The organism is Planococcus massiliensis, assembly GCF_000821325.1.
In the GTDB taxonomy this organism is placed as follows: domain Bacteria; phylum Bacillota; class Bacilli; order Bacillales_A; family Planococcaceae; genus Planococcus; species Planococcus ruber.
The window spans coordinates 2,034,701-2,055,889 of sequence record NZ_CCXS01000001.1; the positions used below are offsets into that span (position 1 = coordinate 2,034,701).

The window sequence follows — 21,189 nt, forward strand, 5'->3', positions numbered from 1 at the left end:
GCCTGACTCGCTGTTCTTGCTTTCTCTTTTTTTGGATGTTTTATTTCAAAGTAATAGTCCACATAATCGAGAACCATGCCGACTGTCATTGTTTCCAAATCATCCGATTGTAGTTTGGCGTCCTTAGTAAGCAATAAATACATTTCTGTGGTCATCGCTTCGCCAGATGACTTAGTACCGTTTCCTACTTTTTTTTAGCGTTGTTAGAGGAAATGGAAGCCGTAATCAGTTCTTGGATCTGTGGAAGAATATCAGCAATTGGGAACACGTCAAATTCGTCTAGCCAAGACACTGGATCAGGGATTGAACTGTCAGCTGTTTTTGCTAGTGTCCATGCAATATCGTAAAACAAATCAAAGTTAACGCTTTGCATTTCCCCTTTACCATCCACAATCTCTTCGCTCATACTCTTCATCGCTAACATATCCGAGAAGTAATCCCGACCAAACTGCATTTTATAACGTTTCGGCAGAGCGCCAGATGACTTAAAAGCCACCTGTCTGCCGTCAATTGTGATTGTTTTTTCCAATTATCCCACCGCAACTTTCGTGAAAACAGTAGTGTACCAAGCGTCATAAACCTCCGGAGTGGTTTGAGAAGTAGTTGAACGCTTCACAACACCATTAATGTCTGGCGCTGCCACAAACGTTAATTCCTGCGTGCCTGGTTCTGCGGATTCGGTTTTTGTTTCACCGGATAAGCCTGGGCGCGCAAGCGTGACATTATACAATGCGTGACGAGTAGCTTTTACATCACCATCAAATTCAAACAAAAGCGCTACTGTTTTCGGCTTCGCGTTCGCATTTTCCGTAAGAATCCCATCTTCTAATACATCACCTAAGACGTCTGTTCTAAATTCTTCGGTCAAGTTTGCCATAGTTACTGTGCCGTCATAGCCGCTATTCGTTGAAGTTGTGTAATAGTTACGGTCATCTGCGTAAAAATCCGACTGTGTTCCTTTAGGATCTAAATTCAAGGAAACAGCGCCAGGCAACCGCTCAGGTGCCCCGTAAGTTAATGCTCCGTTTTCTCCTTCTGTTGCAAGTGCATAATGCACGTTTTTAATACCAAAGTTTACTTTGTTTTGAGCCATTCTTAAAACCTCCGTTTATATTAATTGGATGGAAAATGTGCATTTAAAAACTCCCTCTTCTTTTATGTAGGTTTCTGCATAAGAGAAGGGGAGTTCGTTTTGTTTTAATAACGTTTTTATTTGATTTTCCAGCGTTAGATTTTTTGTATCTACATAGAGTTCGATATCCACATCCGCGCTTTCATGAAGCGCCGTATTATCTGCGGAGAAAGAATCTCCGCTTGTTACCAGATAAACAATGAATGGCGGCTTCTGCTCACTCTTAAAGTGGGAATAGGCTAACGGATAACCTAGTCTGGAAAGTAAGTTTGCTAAATCGATTAGCGTCATCGATCCACCGCCTCGATCACCCTGCGTTGCAATTCCTCGATGAGTTCTTGCTCCACAAGGGCAATGTGTGGCTTAGGAGCCACTCGCCCGCCACCGACCTTAGCGTGCCCTTTTTCGAGCAGATGGGTAAGCTGGTAATCTGTCTTATTGTGGATGACATACTTTTTCTTTACTTTCTTCACACGCCAGCCTTTTCGGTAACTCCCTGTAAATCTCGGGCTTCTCGCCTTCAACTTATCTACGCCTTCTTGGGAAACCTCTTTTACAGCTTCTTCTACATCCGCCACAATGTCATCAGCATATAAAGCAAGCTGTCTGTTAAGAAGTGTGGTTAAATCATTTGGGCTGTTTGCCATTTAAGCACGCCCTTTCGAAACAATCGTGAACGTTTTATCAGCTTCATCGTCGTTAATGATGCTTTCAACGTCATAAATCATTCCATCGTAATGAATTTCCAATCTCGTAGAATCGGCTTTGAACAATTCATTTAAAGAAGCTGAAAACCGAATGACGAATCTTGTCGAATATTCGGCAGCATTTGCCGGTTCCATGATTTCGCGCCCTTGCGTCGTTTTAATCATGGCCCATGCCTTTGCGACTTCTCCAAATGTTTCAACTTCTTGGTGAAGTTCATCCTTCGAAATTGTTGGACCGTAAATGGAAATACGATTCCGGAATTGGCCAGAATTAATAGGAGGCTGATATTTAAACGGTTGCATCGGCTTCACCTTCTATTTCTTCCATCGCCTTCGTAATGCTAAGGCTATTAATTTCACTAGAAAAGTTTTCATTGAAGTATTCTAAGGCATCGTTATAGACATACCGTGAACGCTCAAAAACTAATTCTTTGAACGTTTCATCGGCATTGATGTGATGGCTTCCACAGGCTCTAATCAGAGCCTTTTCAGAAGCGCTGAGAATGCGGGTTAAGTTATTATCTTCATCATCACTCAACCGCATTCTCTCTTTAAACTCAGTTAAAATTTCAGGTGTGATTGCCATTCAATCACCTACTTTTCTTTTTTATCCGGCGTGTCGACCCGAACTAAAAAAGAGTCGTCGAGGTTTTTTTCTACCTCTTCGGCTCTTTTTACAGTCATTTCGATTTCAGTATTCGGCTTGTAGATTTCGTTCGTGTGGATGTCTTTAAAGGTTTTCTTCACTTTAAACTTTGCCATTTAAATCCCCTCCTTAGCCTGTTGGTGCATCAGCAGCAAAACCAAATTTGATATCCAAGTCGTAAACAAGAGCCGCTTTGTTATCTTTTGGTTTGCCGTTTGCAAATTGCTTGATTGTGTATAGAGTCGCATCTTCAATCGCAAGTGTTTGATCGAACTTCTTCAATTTGTAACCGCCAGCGATAACAGCTAGGTATTCGCCTTTCACAAAGAAGATTGCTTTTCCAGCTGGTACTTCCTCAGATTCAATTACTTGAATGTTGAAAGGCATCGCGGTAACCCATTGACCGTTTGCAGTTTGAATCGTATTACGGAACTGTACGCCAATCGCATCAACAGGATTTACAACCATAACGACTTTTCCGGCCACTTTACGTCCTTCACCTTTCTCGTTTGTAGACAAAGCACTTACCACATTATAAAGTTCACCTTGTACAATTTCGCCATATTCAGAAGGAGCGAACGTTAAAGTCCCTGAAGAAACTTTATTTGTGATTGCGCCCGTGTCGCTATTCACGTCTTTCAATAAACCGACTGGTTGATTTACTCCTGATCCATTAACAAATCCGAATTCCAATCCAGTAGAGTAAGACTCCACAAGCAAAGCACGGACATAACGTTCAATCCACACAGGTCCAAGTTCTAGCATATCGTTAGGGATAACAGCGAAAGCAGTAAGTTTTAATTGAGTAATTGTTTGTTCGCTGAATGCTGCAGCAACTTGTCCTGCAATCGGACCAAACAGTGGTCCCCATGCATAAGCCTTAGTCGGATCAGCGTCAATGTATCGTGTAACTGCTCCTAAATCCTGCAAACCTAAAGCGTCAAGTAACGGATGCTCTTTTACCAAGTCTTCAAATACACGTTCCTGAGTAGTAACAGGAAGGATAGAATCGTCAGAGAAACCGCCTGATACTACAACTTCATTAAAGAATTTTGTTTCCTCCGAAGTCAAAACGTTCTGACCGCGTTGTTGGAGAATTGAGCGATCTAACATTTCGTTGTTCACTTCTTTTGTGATGGCAGTAGCCACCTCAGTTTGCAACGCATTGAAATAGTTTTCGTAAGCTTCTGTAGTCTCTTTTTCAGTCACGTCTTCTTTAGAAAGTACCGCTGTCAAAGCCTGCTTAGCGTTTTGGAATGTTTCTGATTTATTAAATTTGATTGTCATTGTTTAATTCCTCCATTTTTTTTAATTTAAAAAAGCCTCGCTGCTCTGTTTTGTTTAACAGGCTCGGGCTTCTTTTGATTTTCATTTTTCAGTTGTGCTAATTCGTCTTTCAAAGCTGACATTTGAGCTTTTAATTGAGTTACTTCTTCATCATCCGTTATAGATGATGCAGCATTTGTGCCTGCAGCAAAACCAATTTCAACCGCTTTCTGTGCGCTGAACCAAGTTTCTGAATCAACCATGTTCTTAATTTCTTCTCGGCTCACATTTGCTTTCGTCATATAAATATCGATGATGCCTTCTTCAAGACTCTCTAACACATCCGCCTCTTTGCGCATGTCCGTTTTAGAACCCCATACAATCGTGCTGGCTTCGTGAATCATGAACATAGAGCCAAGTCCCATAAATAGTTCGTCCGCTGCGCAGGCGATTACAGAAGCCGCTGAACATGCCCATCCGTCCACATTGATGGTTACTTTGCCATCATGCTTTTTCAGACGATTATAAATCGCAATCCCTTCAAATGCATCGCCACCAGGACTGTTCAAGTTGATTACGATATCACCGCTGATTGATTGCAACGCTTCGTCAACGTCAGCTGCAGAAACTGAATCTTCCCACCATGAATCACCGATAACGCCATAAATCGTTAATTCGGTTGCATTAGTTGCTTCGTTTTTAACTGCTTTAAACTGTCGTTCGACTTTTTTCATTTGCTCGATATGCGATTGGTTTTTAAAGTTTTTGAAATACTCTTCTTTCGAAATCTTCCTCACTCATTCTCACCTCCTTCGCCGGTTGAATTTGTTTCTGTGTAGTTCTTCGTTACCCAATGCGTATCCAATTTCGGATCGTCCGACCGATCATAACCAATTTCGTCCCTAATTTCGTTACCGGTGAATGCGCTGGAAGAAATAAGTTTGTCGATTGAATTGGCAAGGTCGAATAAGCTGTTATAAGAAATAGTCTTCGCTTCGATTCGCTTACCATTTAAAAACTCTTGTTTCTCAATAAACTTCGCATTTCCTTCATCACATACTTTTTTAAGAAATGGATTAACCGCAAACATCATATAGTTCTTGGTTTGCTTCTCCACATCTGCCATGTCGCCACGAAGCAAGCTAATGGGTATGCCGATGGCCATTGCAATTTGATCTAAGAAACCATTCGTCACTTTGTTGATTTCGTCTACACTTTGCCCAGCTCCTGAACTTCCACTATTTGATTCTTTATATTCAAAGCCTGGCTGCTGTGGAACAATGGCGACATCTTGCGAGCTGAATGCCTTGTACATTTTATTAATGAATTCCTGTAGCTGATTTCTCGCTTGTTCGCTTTGACCAACTCGGGCATCCACATCGACCGTTCCTCTAATCTGATTCTTCCTCTTTTGTGAAGCTACGATACGACCAAACAATTCACCGTAATCCGCAAACAGCCCATCAATTAAAGGCGAAAGGTTTTCATTTCGATACTTCATGTGTAGAACTTCACTTTGTTTAAAACTTCTGCCGAAGGTGTAATCCCTGACTTTCACGTTAGTAAACGTGTCTTCGTAAACCGCATAAGCGTTATGGTCAAAACTATCCGCAATTAACAGATCACCGTCATCGCCTTGAATAATAAGGCATTCGTTATCGTGAATTTGTTTCGTTACGACCGTATGCCAAAATGTACTAGACGTCATGTTCTTGTTCGGCCGCACGTTTAAACGGTAATATAATTCATCCTTTACGAAACTCTTTCCATCCCTTATCCGAAACTCAGATTGACTAATGGTTCTGGCTAGAAAGGAAGCGCATATCTCGATTGCCAACAGCTTCATGTGGATTCGCTTCGACGTATCTTGCAGCAACTCCACATCGAACATGAAACCAAGTTCACTGTTCCTTTTAAATACAGCATCTAAAAACCCCAATATTTATCACCTCCCTTAAAAGTTAATATCCGCTAGGAAGAATTCGACTTCTTCTTCCAACAAATTGTCCGCTTGCCACATCGCATGCAAGAACGCCTGAAATCCATCTGTCTTACGTATAAAACGATCTTTCTTCAAATACTCTTTGTTCCCATCAGGTTTGATGTGGACATAAACGTTATTCGTGTACCATCGCATCAGTGGATTGTCTCCGAAAATAATTTGGTTATTCGCGAATAGCGTTTCGATTCTTGGAGCTAAGAGAGAGTGAATCGCTTTCGGATTTTTAATATAGAGAATGTGGAAGCCTTCTTTTTCAAGCGCAGTTTTAACTAGATCCAAACGAAACGTGTCTGCGATGATGCTTGTAATTCCATATAATTCACGCATCTCAACAAACCATTGCACGATATGCTTAACATCGATTACCGGTTCGTCCACAATTGTTAATAGCCCTTGCTCAGCCCAATCTTTAATCGGCGCTTTCATTTGAACGTTGTCCAAGAAGCCTTGCCGAGCAAATGAATGAGTTTTCCATATATATTCATTATTGATTTTGAATAGAAGTCCAACTGCTGCAAAATCCTTAATAGAGGCAAAGTCTAGACCGGCTACACAAGTTTTATTTCGCAAGTCTGGCATTGAACGATTTGTCGCTAGAATTTCTTCCCGGCTCGCAACATCTTTAGCTAAATCAATTTCTGGAAGGTTCATCCTTTTTGTAACAAACTCTTCTCTTCCTGAAGGATTACTTTTAAGCTGTCGGTACTGCGCTTGTACTTTCTTGAACAAGCCCTTCCCATAAAGACTCATCGGCTTACTGAACATTGGGTTCGCTTTTTCCCACATCTCTTCATCGTCAATTTCCTTAATATCATCAATGCGACAGATGAAAGGGAAAAGGGTATCGTTTGGTTCCTCGCCCTTTAAAATGCTCATGGCGCGCTCTTTGGTTTTGTCCAGGAAACCTTCACGAACAAAACCATCAGTCCCGATAAAAAACTCACGAGCATTCCGAACTTTACCGAGCCCGCTCGAAAACACGTTTACGGTTTCTGCTGTTTCGTATCTGTGGATCTCATCATAGATAACCGCACCGTCGCGCAAACCATCTTTAGAAGAAGCATTTGAGGTGTGGTATTGAATGATGCTGTTTGTATCCAGGCTCTTTATTTCTTTCTTTGTCGGATAAAAATAATCGCTTAACCCTTCTTTACTTTCAATCGTGTCGTAGACTTCCACAAAAGACATCTTTGCTTGCTTTTCGGTGTTGGCCACAATCGATACATTGTATTTTTCAATACCGTGCAGAGGGCTTATTAGGAAATGAATGAGAACCGATATAAATCCGTTCTTCCCTGCTCCCCTAGCCATCAGTAATAAAAATTGGTCATAAAAAACAGCGTCATCTTCCTTGTAGAAAAGGAAAACAAACGCTGCAATGAATTTTTGGAATGAACCTAAGGGGAAATAATATTTCTCCGCAAACGCTATGAAGTTTTCAATTAGTTCTTCGTCGAAATAGATATCGTCACGGCTTAGTACCCTCTTCTGCAGGTGTTCCAGCAGCATGATGCGCTCTTTATTTAAAACGATTTGACCGGATTCAAACAGGCGAATGTATTCATCCACATGTTTGTTATGAATCATAGGAGACCACTAGCCGGTTTCTTTGGAGGCTCTTTATTGTCTTCCGTTGAAACTGCTTTTAATCCCAATGCATCAAGAATTTTAATCATCCGGTCGTTTGTCTTGTGCAAATCATTTATAGAAGAGTTGGATTTAGGCCCGTGCATACCAGGAACCTTTATTCCCGTCTCTTCAATGTCACCGATTAACTCGCATTTCAAATCCCACAAAGACAAGTAGTCTTGTATCAAGTCAGAATAATGACTTCCGGTGATTTCTTTTTCCTTCAATTGTTGAATTAAATCCGTTTCGATTTTCTTTCTCAATGTCTCGCGTTTGGTTTTAGCCACCTAAATCCCACCCTTCTATTTGGAAACCAATTCCCAATTCATTACCTTGCGCGAATTCCTCTAAAATCTGAAATTTGCTTTCCCCCTCCTCGGTCTCCCTGTTGAAAAAAATAAGGCAAAATAATTTGGGCGGGGGGATAAAATAATATATTAAATCTATTTTTATTTATTAAGAAGAACTGTTACCACCATTCATCCTGCCATCGCTTCTCTTTACGCTTCAACTTAAACTCCTTGCCATGCGTTGAGTTGTGGCAGCGAATGCAAAGCGTCTCGAGATTATCGAGGTCAAGTGCAAGCTCCGGATAATCTTCCAACTCTTTAATATGATGGACATTCATTCGAACCTTCTTCTTTTCGCCTGCAATCTTCTTGGAGTCCACAGTGACTCGTCCCTGACGTTTGCATTCTTGGCATTCGTAGTTGTCTCGCTTGAGAGCAATGAGTCTAAGCTTCTCCCACTTCGGGCTGCAGTAGAATAGCTTCTTATCTTTCTCGGTTTTATATGGACTGTCCGGTTTTAGTTCCTCCACATCAATCCCTCCAATCTCGATTCATATGAATGTATAAGAAGAGAAGAGGAACGCCGATACAGATGGTTAGGATTGAACTGGTGATGATGTAGAGTTCGGTCATCGTTTAGCCCTTAGCTTTACTACCCATTTGAATATATAGCCATTAGAATGTAAGTTACTGTACTGTTCATTCGTCTTGTTGGGTTCTGTCATTACACGAATAGAGTTATAGAGCCTTTTGATAAACGCAACCTTATTAATACTTCTGCTGTATATGCCGCCATTCATTAAGCACTCAGGACAAAATTCAGTAATCGCCGACTTATTACATCCATGACGAAAATTAAAACAAGTATTCATATCCCCACTCCCTCCACACAAATACAAAAGCACCCAGCCGATTCAGCCAGATGCTTTACATCGCTCATAAGCCCGAGCTGGCAGATAATGTGATCCCCGTCCTTCCTCCATCTATCATGGTTAGATTATTGACAGGCATCACATCCTTTCGTTTATGTATTGAAAAACGCCTGCGATGTACCGGAGTATCATCACAAGCGCTTTATATTTGATATTGCCAACCAAAGTAGCTTATACATAGTAGTTTACAATACTAGATTACATGGTTTTGTAAACTATGTCAGTGCTTTCTAAGTGCTTAGTTACGGTAGCTGATACTTTCTTTATCCAATCCACTGAGTAGCCAAGTTCCTCTGCTATATCTTCCAATCGTTTACCTTGGACAATTCGAAGGTAGGCTACTTTGTACTCCAATCCTTCAAAGCCGTTCAGCTTCTCTTGTATATTCCGGCGAAGCTTCTTCTTATCTTCGATTCGTTCTGTCAGCCATTCGATGCGCTCGGCTAATGTATCCATACGGATCAATACTTCATCAAGTGGTAAGTGTTTACCTATTCGATGTTTATTCATGAAATGCCAGTTCTCACGTTCTTGTATTGCAGATTCAATTTGCAATTCCAGGACTTCAATCTCCATGATTAAATCTTCATAAAATCTATATGAATCTAACACCGAATCACTCCCTTAACTTTATAGCTCTACTTTTAATGAGATTATAAGCACGTTCACCCTTATGAGCTTCTGCGTGATGTTCCACACAAAGCAATTGAAGATTGTGAGGCAATGACTCCCCACCTTCAGAAACAGGTAATATGTGATGAATATCAATATTCTTTTCTGTTCCACAAACAGCGCATTTGTTTTTATAGATTTCTTTGATTTCTCTTATTAAACCCTTTGACATTTTTCGACGCTCTCTTCTGATTTCTTTTGGCATCCTTGGTTTAATTAGGAACTTTGGAAACTTTAACTTTTTAGTAGCTTTTGCCGGAGTTTGTATGTTGTAACCTTTAATCATTTCATCAGACATATATAAACCAGTGAAATCTTTTGCTTTCACATCTTGATAAACTCCAATAGATTTTAATGGGTTCATTTTTCTTTCGATCATAAGCATGTGAAAATCTCGTTCAGGAATTTTATAATGGACTACGAATTCTTTTGTCGAAAAGCTGTTAACAGTTCGAAGCATTGTCATTAATTCTTCTTTAGTTAAATCTCTAAAATCATCCCGATGACAGAAGCATTTGTATTTCATTTCATCACTCCTTAATTAGATATACCATACACTTATTGTAACATATTACCATTGTTCATACAATAAATGTATGGTATATTACTGCTAAAGGAGTTGGTTAATTTGAAAATAAAAGTAACTTATTCTCTCGATGAAAAACTGATTGAAAAACTTAAAGAGGTTTCAGAAAAAACGATGATTCCTCAGTCTCGGATCGTTGAAGCTGCCATAAAAGAAAAGTTGGAAGAAATGGAGTCTACTAAAAAGTAGGCTCTTTCTTTTCGTTTGGTGGTCACTGGCTTTCACTCCTTTAATTCGATATAACCCACATCAATAAGAAAATCGATAAATTCTGCAGCGCTCATGTTTTCTGTTCGGAAGTATTCAATCACTTCGGTGAAAGGCTGCATGTAGTTATCTAAAATATCTTGTCCGTGTTCACGATTATTTACGGTGCCTGTAGCATTATTCAGATAATCTTCATCGGTCATATTCCATTTCGTCGGACAATCAACCACAGAAGAGAACCTGCACAATAACCCGTTTGGTTGCCTAGCAATGAATGCGCCCATTTGGTTCACTCCTCATTTATTCATATAAATTTTATTTACCTATTTTCTCGATTGATTCACAGATAGCTATAACGCCTAAAATGCCAATCGATAAAATAGTAGTGGTAAGCGAGACTTCCTCGCCTGCGTAAGCAATAATCATGCCGGCTATAAAATGAAGAATGAAGATTATCCATAACAACGATTTAGCCAATTGGTTCACTCCTTTTCAATAAATCAATCCCAATTTATCTATTTCCTCTAAAAGACGAGAATCTGATAAAGCTTCAAAATAACTCCGGCGAATCTTCGTCCGATTCACCAGTTCGTCAATCAGTTCGTTGCGTTGTTCGGTGGTCATTCAGTATTCACTGGATAACCTTTATCCAACATCCTTAATACATCATCTATCGATTCTTCGACTCTCACCCAATGATCGGCACCATAATATATTTTTGTGCAATCAATACTGCGGTGATGACTGGGAATTTTGTCAGTTTCTAATTTAGTTACATCTGAAATTAGCAATGCTATTTTTTCCTTGGATTGCGCTTTAGTGACTTTGATGAATTTCATCTTCCACTCTCCCCTCTATTTACTCGAAGCATCCAACACATACCGCAGCTTCCCAATTTTCAATACAGTCGGTACGCCATTCTTTCGTTTCATCACCGTGGCTACAGGTCGATATTTATCGCCGACGTTGCGTTTTTTAGGAACCATATCAATACCCCTCTGCCTGGCGTTGATGGTTGATGGCGTTTTTGCTCATGTAGGCTTCTTCGATTTGATTCCATGTAAAGCCGAGCATTTCACCGAGTCCCATAATCGCATCGAATAGAAGTAAGTAATAATGCGGTCGGCTGGTCGGCGTCATATCTCTATGTGCTTCGTATAAATTAGTTAACCCTCGATTTGTCCACAAGAATTGGTCCACAGGATTTTTCATTTTTTTCGGACTTACCATTTGCTCGAGCATTTGAATATCGAAGTTTAAGCCGTTGCCAATAGATAGAATGAAATGCAAGCAGTCCACATATTCTTCAAGGAGTGGATTCGTTCTAACAAATTTCGCTGATTGCGTATTTTCAGGGTTAGGGTCATAAACGACTTTTTTATCGATTGTTCTCGCTTTCTGATCCGTACTCCAAAACTTAAACCCTCTCCATTCATTCGCACATTCCCCCAATTCCACTTGTAAAGCCAGTATGCGTTTTGCCAATCGATCTTCACCCGCAGCAGTCGGATGCTTTGCTTCAATTTCAGCGTCTAGTTTTCTTTGGATTTCGAATAAATTTGCGATATTCATCTTGTGCCCTCGCTTTCTTATTTTCGTATGTGAACGGTTCTTCTATGGCATTTTTTAAATCTCGCTCGAAAGCTTCTGCAAATAATTGTCTAAGCCAATGACGCACAGGTTGATTTCTGCCGATAATCAATTTCGCTCACTCTCCTTTTTCAATTTCGGTGTATAAACCGATTTCTTCTTTCTACGGTCAATGATGAAATCAATAAAAGCTTTCTTTAATTTGAAAACTGTTAGAATTTCAGTAAAAACTTTCTCCCAAATTTTGAATAACACCCACAGGAGAATCCCTGTTCCAATCCCCCAGACTAAATAGACTGAGATTACGATTGACCAGCCATATTCATCGATCATTCCGTTCCCTCCAATGCTTTACTGGCAATATTCCCACTGTCACCATTTACTACGTGTGCAATGCGATGCTTATTTCCGTTATCTTTAATAATTTCCACAGACCAATTCTTAGCGTCTGCATAAAATTCCAACGCTTCACGTAATCTTCGATTTTCAGCTAACGCTCCATCATGATATTCTGAAAGAATCTCAAATCGCTCAGCTTGTTGAACAAGAAATTCAAAATCATCACTCATTTGAAATAATTTCAGTTCCTTACCACTCAGCCACGTAAAGTGAATTTGTATAGAGAGCCATTCCTTTTTTATTCGTCGCAATCGTTCGATATTTGATTCACTCATTTGGATTCCTCCTTCGGAAACGGTTTGAAAGCGTCTGCTGGGTAGACGCCTTTAAAATCTCCGCCAGATTTATACCATTTTTCGGCAGAGCTGAATCGCGTATAATTATCACACTGCCCGTTTTGACTTAGCTCAAATAAATCACCGTCTCCATCCACGTAGATGTCGTTCTCATGGAAGTCCATGACCTTGTCTCTGCCGAGAGTTTCCAGCCAGTAGATTTCTTCTGGAGTGGCGTGGCGGATATAATTTTCTTCATAATCACCGAAATCTTTAAGTTCAAAGAAAACACGACTTCTATATTCTGATTGCTTGAGTACCTCAGCAATTTTGAAATCTTTTTTCCAATCAGGATGATTTGTATAATTTATATGAATCACCCTGTCCCCCGGCTGAAACTTCGGCTTTTCGATTTCGTAGCCGATTAAATATGCACGAGCCATTTGATCGAAACTTAATTCGTGAATTATCGACTTCGCTGCGTTTGGGTCCTGTTTGTCACGAGCCCACTCATCTAGCGAATTTCTTAATACTTTGAAAGACTCGAATTCTTGTACCAGTTCCTTCGTCAACAACACCTTCTCACTCATCGCATCTTCAACTCCCATTTGAGTTTTTTATTCTCATCTTCTAAAATGCTATTCAAGCGTCTCAACTTCTTAATCTCCATTTGCTGATACTGCAAGCCGTCAATCATTTCTTCTGCGGCCATTAAATTCCAGTCGTAGGCGTGCACAGGAACCTCATCAAGGGATTGTCCGTATTTGGCGCTGCCTTTATCCGTTTGTTCAGTTAAACGCTGCTCAATGGTTTCCAGTACAGCTTGTTTGATGGTTTTCATTTGACCCCTCCACTGATTTGCCTCGGAAGCCTTTTCGCGTGTTTTCCGGGCGGCAACATCAAATTATATTTTGTTTTGAACTTAACTAACGCCGTTTGACTCAAGCGATACTTCTCACGGATTTCTTTATCCGTAAAACCGATTTTCTTCGAATTCTTATAAATGGCTAAGGTTAATCCGTTTTCTTCGGCATCGATCGCCTTTACTTGTATAGGAGACTGGCTCGGCTTTTTCACTCTTAACGCAAAGCCATTTTCGTTCCGCCATTCATTTAGCTTCCTTTCGTCCCAGCCAATCAGCTTGCGAATTTCTTTGTTGCTGATTTCAGCTTCACGGAATCGTCTGTACAGTTCAGGTGTTAATCCTTTCCGATGGAATTCTTCCACAATCCGATTAAGACGGTCTTGTTTGCTAGTCATCGTCAAGCTGCTGTATTCTTCCCCGAACTTTCGGATTTTCTTCGCTGCATGGCAATTGCAATTCCGTTGTTCATTCGTGGTTGTGTTGCCCATACATTTTTCGCAACGTTTATATTCAAGTCGGTCAATCTCCCGCAGGATCGCCTGGCGCTTCAACCGCAGTTCCTCTTTATCCATTGCTATTCTCCTTCCGTTTTCTTCTCGCTTCTTCGCTTGTGATAAATTCCCCCGTCGCCATGCCGCTGGCGAAACACACCAGCGCGACGAGCAGGAAGCATAAAATGAGTAAGATATTCATAAGGAATCATCCTTTCATTTCTCGGCTGTTTGGTCGTATGGCGTATTAAATCGCGTCAAAGTCGTAGTCAATTTCAAGTTGTTTAAACTTGTTTATGTGGCTGACATCTAAAATCGTTTCTTTTGCTTTGTTATAAAATTCTTTTTCGATCTCAAAGCCGTAGCTGTGCCGGTTTAATTCGTAGGCCGCCCTTAAAGTAGATCCACTTCCCGCGCATGGGTCAATGACTACATCGCCTTCATCGGTAAATATTTCGATTAATTCTTTCAATAGGTTGATCGGCTTTTGCGTCGGGTGTACTCGCGGGTATTCCTTCGCGTTGTCGCGTTTCCAATCAAACCAATTTTTAATCATGCGCCCTTTTGAATCGTCGGTTTTTCCATTGCGGAATTTCGGCAGCTTATCTCGGTACAAAACAACCGCGTGCTCCGTGGCGCCGACGATTTTCATGTTTGCCTTCAATACTTGCGAACTCGTATTTTTGATAAAGAACAACGGATACGACTTGTTAAATCCATACTTCTTCCCGTACTGCTCGATCATCGGCATTTGTTGATAAGAGCAAAAAACAATCATGGCAGGCGCTTCGTTTTTTTCTTTCGGCTCTTTTTTCAATAACTTGCTGCAAAAGTGCATATATTCAGCTAAATTGAAATTTTCGTCAGTCTTGAAAAATGATTTATTGGCCAGTGCGCTTTCTCCGTTTTTGTTATCCCCATCCACATACCACTGGTTGCTTGACGCATAAGCGTTGTTGCCCAGATTGTATGGTATATCTGCGATAACCAACTGTGCTCGCGGAATGTTATACCGCTTAAAGTTCTGAAAATGATCGTGGTGTAATTCCATTTTTATTTTTCTTTCCAAATTTCCCACTCCTCTATAGTTTGATTCTACTACCGAGCAACTTGCTCACCATTTCTCCTTCGGCACAGCCCCTTCATAGGTAAGCCGGTCCAAAATCTCAACAGCCTGTGCTGTGTCACATCCACAAATGTGTTTAATGGCATTGACTCCGAAATGCGGAATCCGATACGTTGGCTTCCAGCTCGGAATTGCAGCTATTACTTTTTCGTAGTGACTTCTCATGCTTCTACTTCCTCCCTCACCATCTGCACCCGATAAGCCGGCAGGGCATTGTACTGGAAGAAATTCTTGCTCTTGCCCCGGCGAGTGCTATCGTAGGAAATTTCCTGCCGGTCGGCGTATTGGACTGGCGCTTGATGCTTGATCGTATACCCTCTCGCTTCGAGTTCATGGATCCGCATGGCGAGTTCCTGTTCAGAACGGGCAGTGATGTTGACGATGCCTTTTCTCAATCAAAACATCCCTTTCTTCAAATATTCACGTGTCTGATATAAGAAGTGGTAGTAAATATAGTTGCCGGTATATTTTGGATCTAGGTAAACAATCGAGAAATCATAACGCGCTTCGAATGTTTTTAGACTTCCGAGTAAAGCTTTCGGATCGTATTGACTCTTATAGACGCCAGCTAGAATTTTGCCATAGCCTTCTGCATCTTCCACAATCAGAGTGAAGGGATTTTGACTGGCGCGAATCAACTCATTTTCAAATGCCGACCGTTTATCTTTGCTCAAGTTACCAATTAATTCGTCCACTCCATTTTTCCGTTCTAGGCATGAACTTAGATAAATATCTCGATTGATACCAAGGTCCTCATTTTTCGGAATCAAACAACTGTAGTCACCTGTTTTCATTGTTTTGATAGCAAACGGAATTTTCTTTGCTTTAAAGTATTGCAAGATGTGGTCATTCATTTTTTCACGAGTATCCACTATGATGGTCATGGAATCTAGAATCTGTTTCATTTCTTTCTCTGTGTAGGAGTAGCGAATCATCATGCCGCCTCCTTCTTAAAGAACCGGATCCCATTTTGATAAAGTTTTTCCATCAGCAGAATCGTTTCTTCATTTTCATAATTGAACGGAACCTTAGAAATGTCGTCCCATCCACAGGATTCATAAGCTGCGGTTAATTCTGTGAATACCGAAGCAGCTTCACTGTCGGTATTTAACCAGCGTTCGATATGCTCGTTGGATGCATCCGATATGTTCCGGTAGAAATACATGATTTGCATGAACAGATTATCTCGCTTAAACAGTTGGTTCATTTGTCGACCTTCCAAATAATCAATTATTCGTGTTTTAAATTCTTTCGCCAGATCCACACAATGTTCGGGAATTAAATCGTTATCTTCGTAGAAAAGTTCTCCATTCACAATTTTTAATGGTGAACCGCACTTTTCGAAGGTTTCGATGATATTTTTATAAATCACGGCTTTTTCACCTCAATTAGTTACTTTTCTTTACTGAAAAACCCCCTCAGTTACTAAGTTTTGAAGTTTAGTAACTGCCGTAAAATCCTTTCATACCAACGGTTCAAGACTACTTATCCAGTGTTCGAGTTACTAAAGTTACTCGTTTTTTGCTCAGGCTCCCATGAAGAAGGGTTATATCGTTTTATTTTCACTGAGTTATTTTTAAGTAATTTCAGTAACTCTAATAACTAAATAAGAATAATTAGGAAAATAATCATTTCTGCCAAACCCTTGATACATCTAGATTTTTTAGATTTTTTTCATTGCTTTTTGCTCCTGTTTTCCTGAGTTACTAAAAGAATTTTCTTCTGATTTTTGAGTTACTGATTCAGTAACTGTTGAAGGATTTTGCTCGATATATTTCCATCGGTCTCCCTCTAGCCCGATGCCGTAAATGTAGACTTTGTTTAAAGTACCTCGCTTTTTCTTAAACCCTTTACTTTCAAGAATTCGGTAGAATGTTCGGTTTTTAAGTGCAAAGTCACCATACTCGAAGCAGTATTGTTCGTATTTCTTATAAAGTTCTTTCGCTTCAATTTTTGCGTTCTCTGCTAAGAAGCAATGAGTTTCTAGAAACGGATCGATTAAATCCATTTCCTCTTTATAATCTTTTGTGGAAGCATCTACGGCAGCGGTGGTGCCAAGACCTTCTTTTCGCCACATAAGCGCGCCTTTTATCATCCAGTTAAAAATCCCTGGCAATTCATTCATAAGTTTTTCATTTAATCGTTTATCCACTTTCTCTTTCGGGATGGTTACGTTAAACGGAACAATTTTGATTCTCCGCCAAATCCCTTCATCGGCGCCTTTGACAATTGGCTTATGATTTGAAGTGAAATAAATCTTAAACTGAGGTGTGAACTCGAAAAATTCTTGATTCAAGAATCGAGCAGATATCTTCTCTCCGCCTGTCAGCTGCTTCACAAGAGATTCCGATAAGTGCTGACCCTCTTCACTTTCCACAGCTGATACAAAGCGAGAGCCGTGTAATCGGGCAATGTCGTTATTGGCTGCAGATTCATTTGTTTTCTTAACGAATGTATTGGTATTCGTTTGACGTGCGTAATCTCCCATAATGTGCTGAATCGTATTAATGAAGGTTGATTTACCGTTACGGCCACCACCAATGAAGAAGAACATAACTTGTTCGGTTACTTCTCCGGTCAATCCATAACCAATCGCTTTTTGAATATATTTGATAAGGTCATGATCCGTGTTGCCCTGTTCGTCTTGAAAGATGGATTCTAAAAACGCATCCCACACTGGCGAAGTTGCAAATGGATCGTACTCAACAGGAGAAATTTGCGTCATCATAAAGTCTCTTGAATGAGGAAGCACTTTCCCATCCCTTAAATCGATGACCCCGTTCTTGCAATTGAATAGGTTCAAATCGTAATCAAACTCTGTTCGCTCAATGCGGCGCATCGGCTCGGCGTCTTTAATGCTGCTCATGCGGATACTACGACGCTCACACGACTTAGCCCATTTCCGGTGGACTTCTTCACCTTTAAACAGTTCTCTGAGCGTCTGAGAAGTCCAAACCTCAATCTTGCTCATATAGTCGTCAACCCAGCGCTTGCCGTCCCATATCTTCCAACCAACGCCTTTAATGTGATAAAGATTATCTCCATGCTTATCGATAATTCGTTCAGCATTCCCCATTTCAGATAGAGGGAATTTGTTCAGATCCTTTAGCGTATTTTCATCAACGAATGTGTCATCGCTGTTGTTTGCTATGTGGATTTGATACTGAGAATTTTCATGGTCCAGGATAGTTGATTGGCATCCGGCGATGGCCTGCTTCAAGGTCATTTCACCGTATGTTTCTCCAGTGGAGTAATGGACCTTATCCCACTTTTCGCGCCACAAGCTCGACTCCCGGAACATAGCATCCATCTGAACTTCATTTTTTCCTGTCCAAAATGCTAAGTGGTTGCAAAGTGCCATATCTGATGAAGAATGATCATTATTGATTAGATCGCCTTTGTATAAAGACTCAATAGCAGCTCCATTTTTCGCATTGAACATCTTCACCCATAAATCAGCATTCGTTAGATTCATCGTTTTGCCGCCGACTTTATCTTGCTTAATCGGCTTCTGGACTTTTAGGTAGTTCCGGAATAATTCTTCAATTTCTTCTGTTCTTTCATATACATCGTTATCGTTTTCTCGATGGCCGGTGAAAGTGAAATATCTTCCGTGTCGATAAACTTCTAATCCCATTTTCGAATCTTTTTTACCTGTGCCTGTAATGTGCGCCGGCAACTCACCTTTAACGATGATGTGAATTCCATTTCCACTCGGGCTATATTCTGTATATGAATCTAAGAGATTGATGATTTCAGCAGCGAACTTATTAACGACATCCCCTTCGAGACAGTCATCTATATCCACCCCGATATATTCATCATCTTTTGAAAACATGAAACCAACGCCGTCATACTTCGTATTATTTAAGAACTCCTGCGACGCTTCTTCAAAAGTTGACCAGGTATTGCGATTATTAGATTGAGCAGCTTCACCGTTGACCTGGTAGGGAATCTTTGTCCATTTCCCATTTCGTTGCTCTTTCTTCCACACGATCCATTGAGGACATTCCTTCAATTCCGCTGGAATCGCTCCTAAATTAACTCTCATGCCGTCTACTTTGTATTCCAGTTCGATTGTTCTCACCTCATTTTTGATAAAAAGAAAGAGGGGTTTTATCCCCTCGGTAATTTAGTTAGGACTTTAGACTCAGAAAGGAAGATCTTCATCGGATACATTGATTGGTCCCGAACCGTTTGTAAACGGATCTTCTGTTGCCGGAGCTGAGCCTAACGGATGTTCTGTTGGGTACCAGCCTACGACATTAGCATTTACATATTGTCCAGACTGGACAGCTTCAACTTTCAGTTTTACCGCATTCCCCACAACTGATTGTCCCCACTCGGTATAAGTAGCAAATTCAACCCCGTTTGGAATTCCGTATGCTTTAGATCGTTGGTTAAAGAATCCTGGGAAGTATTCGTTATCCTCTTGAATAACAAAGTTATCGAAGTTGATTTGCTTTTTCTTACACGGCTGATTGACATCATCGCGGACAATGTAATTGAAAACTAACATTGGTTTTCCGCCCTTAGTTTTAGTTGGTTTAACTTCTGTAACGACTGCTTCATAAAATCCGTTCTTGAATTCCTCGAATTGTGGTGCTTGGCTGTGGTCTACTTTAATCATGTGTAATTCCTCCAATAGGTTTTAGTTTGTTTGTTCTTCCGTGGCAGGTGCTTCGATAGTTTCAAGCAATGATTTCGCGCGTTCGAGAAGCAGCAAATTAAAGTCCTCGACCTTCGCTTTGGTTTTATATTCAAATTCCGTTACCTTTGCTTTATGGGCTTCGGAGATTTGTTCAAGCTTGCGGATTTCTTTAGCAAGTTCCGCCCGTTCTTCATCTTCTTTAGCTTTTTCTGCAGCTTCTTCGGCTTTGATATCAACGCCTAGCTCGAGCCATTTATAAAGCTTGGAGCCGACATCTTCATTTAGCCGAACGAGATTCCCTTCGAATAATCGAGTGTTATCTTTTGTGGTCTCGGCTAAGTGTTCCGCATTGATGACGAAATTTATCATGAATTCATATTCCATTTCGTCCTTCTGAACAGGCTTCGTGCCAATCTTCCGCGGTGCCGACTTACCTTGCTCGTTCGGTTCAACAACGTACTCCGTCTTGGTCCGAAGTGTACAAAGGATATGAACGTTATTCCGAGTTAAAGTTTTGATTAGGCTGGTTGTCTCTGTGGACAGCTTCCCCCAGTTTTGAAACGAGTTACCTGACATACCGGCATGCGTTTCGATAATGCCGCCTTCTCCCTGCCAGTTATGTGAGAGGGAATCAATAATAACGACTTCGCATCCAGCATTTTTCAACGCCTGCACCGCATCGTTGTATCGTTCTGTTGAATAAGGTGGATCGAAGTCTATATGAAGAAACTCGCCGACCTTTACCTCACCAAATTGTTCATTTGCGTAGAGAAGGGAACGGCCATGCTCTGTATCTGCAACACCAATCTTCTCCCAGACTTCTTCTTCGCTAGCATCTGGATAAGCTTCGCGCATCATCCCATAAGCTGTGAGTAATGCCGAGACTGTTTTTCCACTTCCGCTTGCACCGATGAAACCAATGACGGCCTTTTGTTTTTCTCGCCGCGCTTTCTTAGGAGCAAAACTCATTTCTCCACCTCCGATTTAAACGAAATGTTTTCCGGCTTAACAATGACGCCAGGGATTTTCTCGCCATTTTCATCAAATGCAGCAAATCCGTCGTCCGTTTCAGTGATTTGGATTCGCTTTTTAAAATCTCCCCACTTCACCGACTCTTCCACTTTCAAATAATCAGTGAAGCCGTTCGACTTAATGTGCTCGAGCAGCGCTGTATCATCCACAGATTGTGGAGAGGGCTTCGAAGTCGTGCTTTTGCTCTTTCCATATGGCGTTGATAGCGTTTTAGCTTTTGGATCTTCTTGCAACTTTCTGAAATGGTACCGCTCAATATGTGATTGGAAGAATTGAATGTCATCATCCAGTTTGTTAGTTTCTTTAGCAGCCCAAGACTTGATACGGAAAATTTCAGCTTTCTCGTATTCTTTAATTTCCTGTTCTTTCGCTTGCAGTGCAGATAATTTCCGGAATGCCCAGCCGAGCGTTTCCAAGTTATCGATCTGGAAAGATGCACGTTCAGCTTCTTCTTTGGCGCGTTCAATTTCTTCGATAAAATCAGACATGCTTTTTCCTCCATTTCGTGATAAACTATCACTAAGTTTTGTTATTCCTCACCAGAGGCTTACGGTGTAGACTTTCTGTTCGAGCAGAAGGTCTATTTTTTTGCGCTTTTTACACTCAACGCCCTCACCCCTTTCAATGCCAATAATTTCTGACTTCCAAAACTTTTACAGCCGATAGTGAATTTCCGTCTAACTTTCAAGAA

At 40.8% G+C, this 21,189-nt stretch carries 36 protein-coding genes; 1 reads left to right on the forward strand and 35 read right to left on the reverse strand.

The genetic code is table 11. From position 1 onward, the window contains the following. Positions 1-184: 184 nt before the first annotated feature. The 15 genes from BN1080_RS09980 to BN1080_RS10050 all read right to left on the reverse strand — a co-directional run bounded on the left by BN1080_RS09980 (position 185) and on the right by BN1080_RS10050 (position 9,802). Positions 185-529, reverse strand: coding sequence for a hypothetical protein (locus BN1080_RS09980; protein ID WP_052651922.1), 345 nt, complete (start codon positions 527-529; stop codon positions 185-187). After that, positions 530-1,093 (reverse strand): major tail protein, encoded by a 564-nt coding sequence (locus tag BN1080_RS09985; protein ID WP_052651923.1) that lies wholly within the window; start codon positions 1,091-1,093, stop codon positions 530-532. A gap of 15 nt (positions 1,094-1,108) precedes the next feature. Continuing rightward, on the reverse strand, positions 1,109-1,423 hold the full coding sequence (locus tag BN1080_RS09990; protein WP_052651924.1) for a hypothetical protein: 315 nt from the start codon (positions 1,421-1,423) through the stop codon (positions 1,109-1,111). Then, entirely contained in the window at positions 1,420-1,779 is a 360-nt protein-coding gene (locus tag BN1080_RS09995; RefSeq protein ID WP_052651925.1) for an HK97 gp10 family phage protein, read from the reverse strand. Before BN1080_RS09995 ends, BN1080_RS09990 begins: the two co-directional genes overlap by 4 nt. Beyond that, complete coding sequence (locus BN1080_RS10000) at positions 1,780-2,142, reverse strand: phage head closure protein (RefSeq protein ID WP_052651926.1); 363 nt, start codon at positions 2,140-2,142, stop codon at positions 1,780-1,782. It abuts the gene before it with no gap. After that, positions 2,129-2,425 (reverse strand): hypothetical protein, encoded by a 297-nt coding sequence (locus BN1080_RS10005; RefSeq protein ID WP_052651927.1) that lies wholly within the window; start codon positions 2,423-2,425, stop codon positions 2,129-2,131. Before BN1080_RS10005 ends, BN1080_RS10000 begins: the two co-directional genes overlap by 14 nt. 8 nt (positions 2,426-2,433) lie before the next feature. Beyond that, a complete protein-coding gene (locus tag BN1080_RS17230) occupies positions 2,434-2,601 on the reverse strand; it encodes a hypothetical protein (protein ID WP_199876609.1) in 168 nt (55 codons plus the stop codon). A 13-nt stretch (positions 2,602-2,614) separates the two neighbouring features. Further along, positions 2,615-3,772 (reverse strand): phage major capsid protein, encoded by a 1,158-nt coding sequence (locus tag BN1080_RS10010; RefSeq protein WP_052651928.1) that lies wholly within the window; start codon positions 3,770-3,772, stop codon positions 2,615-2,617. 26 nt (positions 3,773-3,798) lie between these two features. Then, entirely contained in the window at positions 3,799-4,548 is a 750-nt protein-coding gene (locus BN1080_RS10015; protein ID WP_234398957.1) for a head maturation protease, ClpP-related, read from the reverse strand. After that, complete coding sequence (locus BN1080_RS10020; protein WP_052654539.1) at positions 4,545-5,642, reverse strand: phage portal protein; 1,098 nt, start codon at positions 5,640-5,642, stop codon at positions 4,545-4,547. The genes BN1080_RS10015 and BN1080_RS10020 overlap by 4 nt, the downstream gene beginning before the upstream one ends. A gap of 63 nt (positions 5,643-5,705) precedes the next feature. Further along, positions 5,706-7,340, reverse strand: coding sequence for a terminase TerL endonuclease subunit (locus BN1080_RS10025; protein WP_052651929.1), 1,635 nt, complete (start codon positions 7,338-7,340; stop codon positions 5,706-5,708). Then, the gene (locus BN1080_RS10030; protein WP_052651930.1) at positions 7,337-7,669 is read right to left on the reverse strand and encodes a hypothetical protein; all 333 of its coding nucleotides are present in this window, start codon (positions 7,667-7,669) and stop codon (positions 7,337-7,339) included. The genes BN1080_RS10025 and BN1080_RS10030 overlap by 4 nt, the downstream gene beginning before the upstream one ends. A 182-nt stretch (positions 7,670-7,851) precedes the next feature. Then, positions 7,852-8,202 carry an HNH endonuclease gene (locus BN1080_RS10035; RefSeq protein ID WP_052651931.1) on the reverse strand — a complete coding sequence of 117 codons (351 nt, stop codon included), beginning with the start codon at positions 8,200-8,202 and terminating at the stop codon, positions 7,852-7,854. A gap of 600 nt (positions 8,203-8,802) precedes the next feature. After that, positions 8,803-9,180 carry a hypothetical protein gene (locus BN1080_RS10045; protein ID WP_199876610.1) on the reverse strand — a complete coding sequence of 126 codons (378 nt, stop codon included), beginning with the start codon at positions 9,178-9,180 and terminating at the stop codon, positions 8,803-8,805. A 40-nt stretch (positions 9,181-9,220) separates the two neighbouring features. Beyond that, on the reverse strand, positions 9,221-9,802 hold the full coding sequence (locus BN1080_RS10050; protein ID WP_052651934.1) for an HNH endonuclease: 582 nt from the start codon (positions 9,800-9,802) through the stop codon (positions 9,221-9,223). A gap of 102 nt (positions 9,803-9,904) precedes the next feature. Between BN1080_RS10050 and BN1080_RS17020 the strand changes: the two genes are divergently transcribed. Next, complete coding sequence (locus BN1080_RS17020) at positions 9,905-10,051, forward strand: ribbon-helix-helix domain-containing protein (protein WP_110925621.1); 147 nt, start codon at positions 9,905-9,907, stop codon at positions 10,049-10,051. Positions 10,052-10,083: 32 nt separating this feature from the next. On the opposite strand, the gene BN1080_RS10055 is transcribed toward BN1080_RS17020, so the two are convergent. The 20 genes from BN1080_RS10055 to BN1080_RS10130 form a co-directional block, all read right to left on the reverse strand. Beyond that, positions 10,084-10,353: a hypothetical protein gene (locus BN1080_RS10055; protein ID WP_052651935.1), complete on the reverse strand. Its 270-nt coding sequence runs from the start codon at positions 10,351-10,353 to the stop codon at positions 10,084-10,086. A 31-nt stretch (positions 10,354-10,384) separates the two neighbouring features. Beyond that, entirely contained in the window at positions 10,385-10,546 is a 162-nt protein-coding gene (locus tag BN1080_RS17235) for a hypothetical protein (protein ID WP_199876612.1), read from the reverse strand. A 143-nt stretch (positions 10,547-10,689) separates the two neighbouring features. Continuing rightward, a complete protein-coding gene (locus BN1080_RS10060; protein ID WP_052651936.1) occupies positions 10,690-10,908 on the reverse strand; it encodes a hypothetical protein in 219 nt (72 codons plus the stop codon). A 15-nt stretch (positions 10,909-10,923) separates the two neighbouring features. Next, positions 10,924-11,055: a hypothetical protein gene (locus tag BN1080_RS17455; RefSeq protein WP_267882914.1), complete on the reverse strand. Its 132-nt coding sequence runs from the start codon at positions 11,053-11,055 to the stop codon at positions 10,924-10,926. 1 nt (position 11,056) lies between these two features. Further along, positions 11,057-11,641, reverse strand: coding sequence for a dUTP diphosphatase (locus tag BN1080_RS10065; protein ID WP_052651937.1), 585 nt, complete (start codon positions 11,639-11,641; stop codon positions 11,057-11,059). Positions 11,642-11,767: 126 nt separating this feature from the next. Then, positions 11,768-11,992, reverse strand: a complete 225-nt coding sequence (locus BN1080_RS10070; protein ID WP_052651938.1) for a hypothetical protein — start codon at positions 11,990-11,992, stop codon at positions 11,768-11,770. Beyond that, positions 11,989-12,333 carry a hypothetical protein gene (locus BN1080_RS10075; RefSeq protein ID WP_052651939.1) on the reverse strand — a complete coding sequence of 115 codons (345 nt, stop codon included), beginning with the start codon at positions 12,331-12,333 and terminating at the stop codon, positions 11,989-11,991. Before BN1080_RS10075 ends, BN1080_RS10070 begins: the two co-directional genes overlap by 4 nt. After that, positions 12,330-12,923, reverse strand: a complete 594-nt coding sequence (locus BN1080_RS10080) for a hypothetical protein (RefSeq protein ID WP_052651940.1) — start codon at positions 12,921-12,923, stop codon at positions 12,330-12,332. Before BN1080_RS10080 ends, BN1080_RS10075 begins: the two co-directional genes overlap by 4 nt. Next, on the reverse strand, positions 12,920-13,174 hold the full coding sequence (locus tag BN1080_RS10085; protein ID WP_052651941.1) for a hypothetical protein: 255 nt from the start codon (positions 13,172-13,174) through the stop codon (positions 12,920-12,922). Before BN1080_RS10085 ends, BN1080_RS10080 begins: the two co-directional genes overlap by 4 nt. Next, the gene (locus BN1080_RS10090) at positions 13,171-13,770 is read right to left on the reverse strand and encodes a hypothetical protein (protein ID WP_052651942.1); all 600 of its coding nucleotides are present in this window, start codon (positions 13,768-13,770) and stop codon (positions 13,171-13,173) included. Before BN1080_RS10090 ends, BN1080_RS10085 begins: the two co-directional genes overlap by 4 nt. Beyond that, positions 13,763-13,891: a hypothetical protein gene (locus tag BN1080_RS17460; RefSeq protein ID WP_267882915.1), complete on the reverse strand. Its 129-nt coding sequence runs from the start codon at positions 13,889-13,891 to the stop codon at positions 13,763-13,765. Before BN1080_RS17460 ends, BN1080_RS10090 begins: the two co-directional genes overlap by 8 nt. Positions 13,892-13,936: 45 nt before the next feature. Further along, entirely contained in the window at positions 13,937-14,758 is an 822-nt protein-coding gene (locus BN1080_RS10095; RefSeq protein WP_234398958.1) for a DNA-methyltransferase, read from the reverse strand. A gap of 45 nt (positions 14,759-14,803) precedes the next feature. Further along, complete coding sequence (locus BN1080_RS17240; protein WP_199876613.1) at positions 14,804-14,980, reverse strand: hypothetical protein; 177 nt, start codon at positions 14,978-14,980, stop codon at positions 14,804-14,806. After that, entirely contained in the window at positions 14,977-15,210 is a 234-nt protein-coding gene (locus tag BN1080_RS10100) for a hypothetical protein (protein ID WP_052651943.1), read from the reverse strand. Before BN1080_RS10100 ends, BN1080_RS17240 begins: the two co-directional genes overlap by 4 nt. Further along, a complete protein-coding gene (locus tag BN1080_RS10105) occupies positions 15,211-15,750 on the reverse strand; it encodes an ERCC4 domain-containing protein (protein ID WP_052651944.1) in 540 nt (179 codons plus the stop codon). It lies immediately after the preceding gene. Further along, positions 15,750-16,187 carry a hypothetical protein gene (locus tag BN1080_RS10110; RefSeq protein ID WP_052651945.1) on the reverse strand — a complete coding sequence of 146 codons (438 nt, stop codon included), beginning with the start codon at positions 16,185-16,187 and terminating at the stop codon, positions 15,750-15,752. The genes BN1080_RS10105 and BN1080_RS10110 overlap by 1 nt, the downstream gene beginning before the upstream one ends. A gap of 291 nt (positions 16,188-16,478) precedes the next feature. Further along, complete coding sequence (locus BN1080_RS10115) at positions 16,479-18,866, reverse strand: phage/plasmid primase, P4 family (protein WP_052654543.1); 2,388 nt, start codon at positions 18,864-18,866, stop codon at positions 16,479-16,481. Between the two features lie 99 nt (positions 18,867-18,965). Continuing rightward, the gene (locus BN1080_RS10120) at positions 18,966-19,445 is read right to left on the reverse strand and encodes a DUF669 domain-containing protein (RefSeq protein WP_052651946.1); all 480 of its coding nucleotides are present in this window, start codon (positions 19,443-19,445) and stop codon (positions 18,966-18,968) included. A gap of 21 nt (positions 19,446-19,466) precedes the next feature. Continuing rightward, a complete protein-coding gene (locus BN1080_RS10125) occupies positions 19,467-20,435 on the reverse strand; it encodes an AAA family ATPase (RefSeq protein ID WP_052651947.1) in 969 nt (322 codons plus the stop codon). Next, positions 20,432-20,986 carry a host-nuclease inhibitor Gam family protein gene (locus BN1080_RS10130; RefSeq protein ID WP_052651948.1) on the reverse strand — a complete coding sequence of 185 codons (555 nt, stop codon included), beginning with the start codon at positions 20,984-20,986 and terminating at the stop codon, positions 20,432-20,434. The genes BN1080_RS10125 and BN1080_RS10130 overlap by 4 nt, the downstream gene beginning before the upstream one ends. Positions 20,987-21,189: the final 203 nt, after the last annotated feature.